General features: G+C 45.6%; 12 protein-coding genes. All 12 read right to left on the bottom strand.

Features of this window, described 5'->3' with window-relative positions:
• A partial coding sequence (locus OGY13_RS06220; RefSeq protein ID WP_188010678.1) for an IS5 family transposase occupies positions 1–944 on the bottom strand: 944 nt, incomplete at its 3' end.
• 17 nt (positions 945–961) lie between these two features.
• Complete coding sequence (locus OGY13_RS06215) at positions 962–1,309, bottom strand: hypothetical protein (RefSeq protein ID WP_286637565.1); 348 nt, start codon at positions 1,307–1,309, stop codon at positions 962–964.
• Entirely contained in the window at positions 1,306–1,977 is a 672-nt protein-coding gene (locus OGY13_RS06210; protein WP_007372283.1) for a hypothetical protein, read from the bottom strand. The genes OGY13_RS06215 and OGY13_RS06210 overlap by 4 nt, the downstream gene beginning before the upstream one ends.
• A gap of 460 nt (positions 1,978–2,437) precedes the next feature.
• Entirely contained in the window at positions 2,438–3,070 is a 633-nt protein-coding gene (locus tag OGY13_RS06205) for a hypothetical protein (protein ID WP_007372282.1), read from the bottom strand.
• Between the two features lie 15 nt (positions 3,071–3,085).
• On the bottom strand, positions 3,086–3,226 hold the full coding sequence (locus OGY13_RS06200; RefSeq protein WP_007372281.1) for a hypothetical protein: 141 nt from the start codon (positions 3,224–3,226) through the stop codon (positions 3,086–3,088).
• Between the two features lie 147 nt (positions 3,227–3,373).
• On the bottom strand, positions 3,374–3,832 hold the full coding sequence (locus tag OGY13_RS06195; protein WP_008786599.1) for a hypothetical protein: 459 nt from the start codon (positions 3,830–3,832) through the stop codon (positions 3,374–3,376).
• Between the two features lie 52 nt (positions 3,833–3,884).
• Positions 3,885–4,082 carry a Lar family restriction alleviation protein gene (locus OGY13_RS06190; RefSeq protein WP_032155220.1) on the bottom strand — a complete coding sequence of 66 codons (198 nt, stop codon included), beginning with the start codon at positions 4,080–4,082 and terminating at the stop codon, positions 3,885–3,887.
• Between the two features lie 22 nt (positions 4,083–4,104).
• Positions 4,105–4,800: a hypothetical protein gene (locus tag OGY13_RS06185; RefSeq protein WP_007372278.1), complete on the bottom strand. Its 696-nt coding sequence runs from the start codon at positions 4,798–4,800 to the stop codon at positions 4,105–4,107.
• A 130-nt stretch (positions 4,801–4,930) separates the two neighbouring features.
• Positions 4,931–5,122: a hypothetical protein gene (locus tag OGY13_RS06180; protein WP_016241560.1), complete on the bottom strand. Its 192-nt coding sequence runs from the start codon at positions 5,120–5,122 to the stop codon at positions 4,931–4,933.
• A gap of 181 nt (positions 5,123–5,303) precedes the next feature.
• Positions 5,304–5,699, bottom strand: coding sequence for a hypothetical protein (locus OGY13_RS06175; RefSeq protein ID WP_024196081.1), 396 nt, complete (start codon positions 5,697–5,699; stop codon positions 5,304–5,306).
• Positions 5,700–5,725: 26 nt separating this feature from the next.
• Positions 5,726–5,890 carry a hypothetical protein gene (locus tag OGY13_RS06170; RefSeq protein WP_007372277.1) on the bottom strand — a complete coding sequence of 55 codons (165 nt, stop codon included), beginning with the start codon at positions 5,888–5,890 and terminating at the stop codon, positions 5,726–5,728.
• A gap of 81 nt (positions 5,891–5,971) precedes the next feature.
• Positions 5,972–6,394 (bottom strand): hypothetical protein, encoded by a 423-nt coding sequence (locus OGY13_RS06165; protein WP_024196082.1) that lies wholly within the window; start codon positions 6,392–6,394, stop codon positions 5,972–5,974.
• Between the last annotated feature and the right edge of the window lie 17 nt (positions 6,395–6,411).

The following is a 6,411-nucleotide window of genomic DNA, read 5'->3' as shown; positions in this document are numbered from 1 at the left end:
ATACCTGCTTTCGTCATTTTGTTCAGCGCTCGTACCAGGGCCATAGCCTCCGCAACCTGACCATCGTAGTCACGCAGCGTCAGTGAACCCCCGAACAGCTGTTTTACCCGGTACATCGCCGTTTCCGCTATCGAGCGACGATTGTAATCTGTTGTCCATTTCCACCGCGCATTACTCCCGGTCATTCGCTGATTAGCCACTGCACGGTTACGGTCTGCATATTCACCGGGCCAGTAACCAGCACCTTTTCGGGGAGGGATAAGCGCGCTGATTTTCTTACGCCGCAGTTCATCGTGACATAGCCGGGTATCGTAAGCGCCATCGGCGGCGGCTGACCTGATTTTCCGGTGGGTTTGCCGGATTAACCCGGGGAAGGCCTCTGAGTCCGTAACGTTGTTCAGCGACAGGTCAGCGCAGATGATTTCATGTGTTTTACTGTCAACGGCGAGATGCAGCTTACGCCAGATACGGCGGCGTTCCTGGCCATGCTTTTTGACTTTCCACTCGCCTTCACCGAAGACCTTCAGCCCGGTGGAATCAATTACCAGGTGTGCGATTTCACCCCGGGTGGGCGTTTTGAAACTGACATTAACCGACTTTGCCCGCCTGCTGACACAGCTGTAATCCGGGCAGCGTAGCGGAACGTTCATCAGAGAAAAAATGGAATCAATAAAGCCCTGCGCAGCCCGCAGGGTCAGCCTGAATACGCGTTTAATGACCAGCACAGTCGTGATGGCAAGGTCAGAATAGCGCTGAGGTCTGCCTCGTGAAGAAGGTGTTGCTGACTCATACCAGGCCTGAATAGCTTCATCATCCAGCCAGAAAGTTATGGAGCCACGGTTGATGAGGGCTTTATTGTAGGTGGGCCAGTTGGTGATTTTGAACTTTTGCTTTGCCACGGAACGGTCTGCGTTGTCGGGAAGATGCGTGATCTGATCCTTCAACTCAGCAAAAGTTCGATTTATTCAACAAAGCCCGTTTCCTCTGAAAAGCTGGACGACTCATCAATGCCAACTGGGCCGGGCTTTGCACCGCGCAAACTGAATGGCACAGGGCCATGCCAATCATTCTTTACCAGTAACAGTCGGGCATCAATGATCCGTCCTGGTAGCGTTCTTTCGATGAGGTAACTTTTTCCGGTTCCAGTGCTGCCAATCAGGCAAACGGTGTAACCGAAACGCAATGCCCATCGAATGATTAGAGCCCAATACCGCGCCCGGAACGCGGAAATGACAGGCATTTCACCTGGTCTAAATACCGCTGCGAAAAGACATGAATAGCTATATTTCTCAGCGTTACAATCTTTCATAAAACTTTATCCAGTGATGTGTTTTTGGGGAATTTTCTGCCCGCCCAGCAGGTAGCTGGTGTATCTGAAGTACATAACATCTTGTAGTTGCCTCTGACTATCTCTCTGGATATAGACTTATCAAATTCATTTCTATCCATATCAAATAGCCAGTAGAACCCATCAGCATAGATAATTGTGGTTCGATTGGGATCCGAAGCTACGACGCGAGCATCCGTAATCAAATTCTCCTCATAGCGCAAAGGCGAAGCGGAGAAAAAGAATATTATTAATACGAACCAACTCCCTATGAAACACGGTAAAACATGTTTTTTGCAATCCTTTAAACCATCTTTGTTGCCTTTCATTTTGTAGTCATAAAGACCAAGCAAAAAAAGTAAGAAAGAAAAAGCAAACCCCAGAAAAACGTGAGTATAAAACTGATGGATGCCGTCACTCCATGTAATACTGATACTTCCAGCATTTGTTCTTTTTGTTGTTATTTCTAATACGGAAATGAAAATGGCTGTTAACTGACTAAAACAAAATATTTTTATGCTTAATTCAGACTTAAACGCTTTGTTATATACTAATACAATCACAAAAAGTATTACGATTACAAAAGCTGTAATCATAAACTCACTCATCATCATGAGCACACTGTTATTAATACTGTAATTTATGTTCATCATCACTCCTTAATTTCACAACTTTTCATCATTTTATTTGAGAATTGACAGGCTTATCGAGTAGGGGGTTTAGCGTCCTTGAATATGTTCGCTCGTGTGGCGCTCACTAGACACCAGATAACAGAAGAAAGCAGAGCAAGCATTGCGTAAACCATTCGGAAGTTTGAATCCCACTTCGCGGTTACTATTGATTCATCGACCGCCTCGCGAACGCAGGGAGATTCGATAAGTGTCGGGGGAGTCGTGGATTGTGGCTCTTCGGTACATACCATTAGTTTGCCGACCGGAGCACCATCAATGACAGCCCTGGCTGCACTAACCAGATGCGCTGAAGGTGAACCTGAATAGTTCATGCAGATGAACGTGATAAATAAAGCAATCGCCGGGCCGGAGACCAGAGTGAAGAATGCGAAGCTGCGGCAGGCCGTAGTATGGCGATGCAAATTAGCGAGAAATGTCATCATGATTTGTCACTCTGGGTTTTAGTCGTATCCGACTCGGTGTCACATCGCTGGAAAGCTACTTGAGGAGGAATTTGATCAACCCCGGTAAAGCAATATTTCAGGGATAGTTGCTTTTTTCCCTCATCCAGTCCAACAAAAAAGATATCGACCGGATCTTCATGAAGTAGCTCTTTTGAGAGCCGGTTGTAGGCCATCCAGCTCCCAACCATATCGACCATTGGCTTAAATTTATCAGTTGCGTTATCTGTAGGTTTAAATGGAATTACACGGAAAACATTCCATCGTGAGCAACGAACCAGCAATTGAGCATCACTCTGAAAGACGTCCAGATCAGTGTTATTTGTCAGGACTTTACACAGCGACTTGAGATCGTTACCCCTGACCTCCAGTTGGCTGAAGCTTCTATAATACTTTTCACATCCAGTTAAGTGCTGAGCGTAGCACTGCTTCAACAGTGTTGTGTCGTTACTGGCCTGCAATTGAGTATCTTTCGCCACATAGGCATCACTGATAAGAAAATCGGGATAGAGGTGTCCCTCCCATAGCAGTTTCTCGGCGATAGCGCCCCCCAGCACCACCACCAATAAGATAAAAAAAATTGGGAACGTCTTACCCAGAGGTATTTTCATAAATCTCACCAGTCGTTAATTTGAGGTAAATTTGCTTTCCAGATTCAGAATGCATTTTTCATGTGCATACATGACGGCGGAATCATGGCCGTAATAGAGTTCGCCATTTTCACGCTGCCACTCACGCGCTTTTCGGGTACGGAATGCTTCTGACATATGTTTTCCACACAACTCACATGGCCCGAAAAAGTCGCTGCTGCGGCCTGTTGATTTTGTGAGTCTGACGATATTGCCTGTAGGTCTACCCATACTGCCCCCTGTGCTGCTGGCATTGACCGGCTGTCTGCCGTGCTAAATGAGTGGTTATTTATCCGCGTCATCATCGGATTCTTTCGGCACGAGTTTTGTATAGCTAAATGTCATATCAGAGGGACGGATCCCATAGCGCCACGGCTTTCTGCGGTAGTTAACTGCCTCGCTTACCATCCAGCAGATAAGAGCGATACCCGCCACTATCAGGTAGCCTTTGAGCAACAGCGAGTCCCATTGTTTAATGGCATCATCGGCATTCACCACGTGTCGCTGGCATTCTGAGGAGCGGAACGCGGCAAACACTGCTTTCTCTTCAGGGCAAACCATGACCGAGGTGCTGGTGGCATTTCCAACCAGACTACGGGCCTGATCGAGGAAGACCTTGGATGGTGAACTGGTAAGAACTGTGCAGAACAGAATGAGCAGTAACGCAACTGCCGGAGCAGTGACAAACGAGAAAATGAATGCCTGCCCGGATTTCCATAAAACGTCGCTGATGTAAAATTTCATGTCGGTGTTTCCTCTTATCGGTATTCAGGCCCAGAGCAGCCCGGGGCTTAATTTATGCTGACTGGAGTCCGCCAGATTGTTTCTCTTCAGCGCGGGTATTCCAGCGCGTCACAGCGGCTTGTTCGGAGTCCTGAAACGCCACCGTGGCCTCACAGGAATTGCAGCAGGCGCGAAAATTATTCGAAATCTCCCGAACCCGGATAGATGAACAACCGCAGAAAGGGCAGGGCTTGACGTTATCGTGTCTCATCGTATTTCCTCGCTGGTGGGCTTTATCCACCGAAGCTATTGAGCCGAATTTCAGGTTCATCACCGAGCTCGTACATGTGTCCCATTTCGTTCATGATGGTGCTACTGCCATTGAACCAGGTAACCATGCATCGCCAGTGCTGACTGCCGTTTTCACCCCAGCGGCTCACGCCCGCAGCATCCATTTCGTCTTCAGTGATAAAGAAATCCGCGCCCGGCAGTTTCTCGGCATCAAGGCAGATCTCAGGCTCAACGACGAAGCAGATACCGTTGCTGTTCATGACGTACATACGCCGCTCAAGGGTTTCAGTACTGACAATGACCTGCTTATCAGAAGTAAGGTGTGATTTAGTGACTTCCATGCGAATCAGGTTCTTTGCATTAGCCTGTCCACTCGCAAAAACCATTGACGCATTGCGAACCATTAACTCAGCAGCTTCTTCACCGAAGCTACGAAGGCCCATCAGTGCAAGCAACTCACTACATTCGGCTTTACCGAGGTTGCCAGTAGTCAGATTAACCACGCCTTGTAGAGTGCTCAGTTCAACCGGTTGTGACCGGAGGATGTCGCGAAGCAGTGTATTACCCGCCGTGCCCGGGTCGCTCCAACTGGAGGATTCGGGACGCTGATTTTCAAGAAATAGGGCGCTTTGCAGTAAAGCCGCTGGTGGCTTTCCGGCAAAACTCAGTTTTACTCTGACCGAATCGAATGGGTGCATGACGGCGGTTTCTCCATAATATCGTGAAGCTAAAAACTGTTTTAATCCTATTATCCCACCGGTCGACAATTGACGAAGTAATCGGGTATGAAATGGACACCCCTTCGATAATTCACATATAGCGAAGCCTTTACGCCTTTGTCTTATCCGCAGGCTGGGGAATGCAATAACTTAAGATGGTGATAGTTTCCCCACGCTTTGCTTTAGGCGCGGCACTCTGGCATTCATCATAGGTTTTGTAGTCAGGTATTTTCTGAGAGGTGACACCACTTGGATTAAGACCACTTGAATAAAGCCCAATCACGAGAACTAAAGTAAACATGTTATTACTCCAGAATGTATTGATGGAAAGTAAGTGAGAATGCCATTATCCATTTCTCCTAAAATCCCGAAAAAACTTTTCAAGAAAGGTACTTTTCGGTTACTTCAGCGTAAGCATACTTAGATCGCAAAATGAGTGAATAAATAACTTTGCTCTGCAATTGTTTTTGCTGAACTTCAAATTAATCAGTCATCGATTTCATCAGGCAAGTGAAAAGCTGAGACGTAAAGCTTGCCATCATGAAAATCCAAACCATCTTGGCAGTGATAATCGGAAATTCGAGAGTGCCAATATAATAAATAATAATTATCAATCCCCCCAAGGCCAGACATCCAAGGAGACCTGCTGCTGCCTTTAGGAAATCACTGCCTTCAGGATTCTGGAATGTGAATCCAGTTATAATCAGCGAGGAAAAACAAGCGAACAAACAAGTTCTATACAAAGGCCAGTCCCCGGATATAACATTTTCTCGAATAAGCACTGCCCATATCAAAAATTCAATGCTGAAAATAATCAGCGGAACTGCGAGCACACGAAATGAAAGTTTTTCATATAAAGTGGTAATAATTGATGTCATAGCAAACCCCGCTTGCAATATTCAAATTAATTTTCGTGGTTTTTACCTGCTTTTAACAAACGCGTTATTTCATCAGTAAGGCAGAAACTTTTCCCAGATGATGGTTTCCCGATAACCACAACGTGACCAGTACTTGGAGTTCCCTCTACTTTAAAAAATGCAAGTTTTGCATCGATAATTTTATTTTTCATTGCATCGGTAACCTTGTATGACGTGGGGGTAAATTTTGTGCGTTAATGTTCAATGATAATATTAATCGCGAAATACTGTATCTATAGGGTCTGTTGATTAAGACTATCCCTCTTGAAGTAAAATACAATCATCATTCCTATCTGTATGGAATAGGAAGCCAATTCAGCATATGTTACATAATTGCTTGTGATGAAGGAAAAACCTCGCGCGATTACAAGTAGGAGTATTGATGCAATAAACACTAAAACCCAAACGGTAAGCATTCCCAGCACTGAAAGAAAGTACTCATATTCATTTGGGTCGTAAAATACAAATGCTGTTGAGAATATTGCAATAATACATAACGGAAGTGATGTAGCGAGTTCCGACCATTGAAGGTCAATTTTTCCAACCACCAGCAATGTAGAAATGACAGCGTACTGTATAGCCGATAGAACTGTTACCGGAATCGCAGCTCGAATGAACTTAAAAACAGAATGTTGTGTTTTAGCCTGGTTTTTCATGTGTTACCACCTGTCAT

Source organism: Citrobacter sp. Cpo045, from assembly GCF_030332875.1.
GTDB classification, from domain to species: Bacteria; Pseudomonadota; Gammaproteobacteria; order Enterobacterales; family Enterobacteriaceae; genus Citrobacter; species Citrobacter portucalensis.
Note: the sequence above shows the minus strand (reverse complement) of the source record. Positions and strands in the feature narration are given on the sequence as shown.